The 2,169-nt window shown below is 68.2% G+C and carries 1 protein-coding gene; it reads right to left on the reverse strand.

The window, feature by feature from the left end; genetic code table 11:
* Nucleotides 1-442: 442 nt before the first annotated feature.
* Entirely contained in the window at nt 443-1,762 is a 1,320-nt protein-coding gene (locus VF794_RS21900; protein ID WP_331113454.1) for an IS1380 family transposase, read from the reverse strand.
* Nucleotides 1,763-2,169: the final 407 nt, after the last annotated feature.

Consider the following 2,169-nt stretch of genomic DNA (forward strand, 5'->3'; position numbering starts at 1 on the left):
GGGCTGTTGGGGAAGGGAAGTGCGTGAGTGCGTGAGTGCGTTAGTGCGCTGGATTGGTGTGGCCCGCGGTCCGCCATCCAGGAGCGGATGAATTCGCCGCTGGAAACACACAAAGTCCGCCTGCGCGGGTTCGGGGTCCAATGCCGGTTTTCTCGAGCCGGCTTCAGCCGCCTTCCCGTGGTTCCAGCCGGGGGATTCATCCCAGATCCTGCAAACCACCGTTTGCGTTTGACGGGGCTGTTGGTTCATCGCCCCGGGAGCCGCTTTGGAGCGCGGCGCAGGGCTCGACCGGCGCCGTTATTCCACTCTGAGCGGCTCCTCCACCCACGCTTGGCACCCGCGGAGCGCGTGCGAGTGTGCGGATCGGCGGCTTGGGCCAATGCTCCGCATCGGTGCCGCTCCCGCGGCACCGCTCTGCTCCTCCCGCTGGCCGGCCTGAGCGCTACGTGGCCAGCGGTGTAGCTCGGAGTTGCGCGATCCTCTCCAGCGCTCGTCTCAGCAGCTCGGTGGCCGGGTCGCGGCGCATCAGCTTCAGCCGCAGCTTACGCGCGTGCCGCACCAGCTTACCCGGCGCACGGATCAGCAGCGTCCGCAAGGTCTTGACCTGCCTCTGCTCTGCCGTGCGGTCCAGCGCCGCGCTGCGCACGAAGTGCTGCATCTGGTAGGCGAGCGCCCCCAGGCTCCAGAGCAGGTGGTTTCCACCCAGATCGTCGACCGCCGTGCGGCCTACCCCGAGCTGCCCCATCTCCTCGATCCGGTGCTCCACCTGCGCTCCCTGGTTGTACATCCGCCACGCGGTGATGGGGTCGATCGATGCGATGTTCGTCAGCACCGTCGCCTGCTCCTCGACCACCACCCGGCCCAGCGCCAGCTCCCCCTTGGGCGCCACTGCCGTCTCCCGCACGCACAGCATCCGTATGCCCCAGCGCTCACCCTCGGAGACCTCCAGCCGCGGGTCCTCCGCCGAGGGGGAGAAGGGCCCTTTGTAGCGCTGCAGCGTGTTGGACTCCTGCATCTTCAGCACGAAGCTGACCCCGAGCGACTTCAGCTTCTCGATCACGGCCACCTTGAAGTAGCCCTTGTCCAGCCGCACCAGGATGTGCTTCACACCCTGCACCCGCAGCCAGGCAACCAGCTCCTCCACCCACTCCTCCAGCCCCTCCGCGCAGTTGGCCTTGCCCGGCCTCCAGCGTACACCCATGCAGTCGCCCGTGTCCAGGAAGGCCAGATGCGGATGGTGCGAGGGCCGGCCCCGCTTGCGTGGATTGTAGCCCACCTCCGCCCCCGCCTGCTTCACGCCGTAGCGCAGAACCACGGTCGAGTCGAACATCAGCATCACCGAGCTCGGCACCTTTCCCGCGGCATCCCAGCGCGCCCTCACCAGCCCAAGCAGCGTCTTGTCCAGTGCCCGCGCCGCCCGCTCGCCCCCCTGGCGCACGAACCGGCCGAAGCTCGTCGGGGCCACCACCTTCTTCCAGCCGAAGAGCGCCCGGACGCCCCGCGTCTCCAGGAGCGGGAGGTGGTCCATGTGCGTGCCGCCGTAGAGCAGCATCGCCAGCCACTGCTCGATCTGCAGTGCGGGCCGGTAGCGCCCACGCATCCAGCCGAGCACGTCGTTCAGGTGCGTCCCCAGCTCCAGCCGGTCCCACAACGCTCGAAATGGGGCCAGCCCCGCCCCATCAGTCAGCTGCTCGTCCGTGGTCTCCAGCTCCAGGGCGGCCGCGGAACCTTGTACGTACGGCCGGGTCGGGATAGCTTGCATCAGAGCACCGTTTTGGTGTAGCGGGTCGTGAGAGGCTTCTTGGCGGAAGTGACTCACAATCTACTACTTCAAGGCGGTGCTCGCTTTTTCCACGCAGGATCTGGGTTCATCCCCCGGCGATGCGGCGCCGGTGCCGCGCCGGTGCCCGCCGCCTCCCGCCGGCCCTCGCCCCCCGAACCTGCGAAGGCAGGTTTCCCGCGGTTGTTGCAGCGGTTTCAACCGCCGGCCCACCCCCCGGATGTACCCGGCGCCAACCAGTTGTACCCAACTACAACCACCCCCCGGCTGTCCCCGCCTCCCCCCTCCGGTTACCTTTGGCGACCGTTCCACAAGCAGCAACCGACCCGCTCCGCCCGCGGCCCATACGGCCGCGGGCTGCGTACACCTGAGGACCGATGGAACAGATC

Origin of the sequence: Archangium sp., from assembly GCF_036389735.1 — a bacterium.
In the GTDB taxonomy this organism is placed as follows: domain Bacteria; phylum Myxococcota; class Myxococcia; order Myxococcales; family Myxococcaceae; genus Archangium.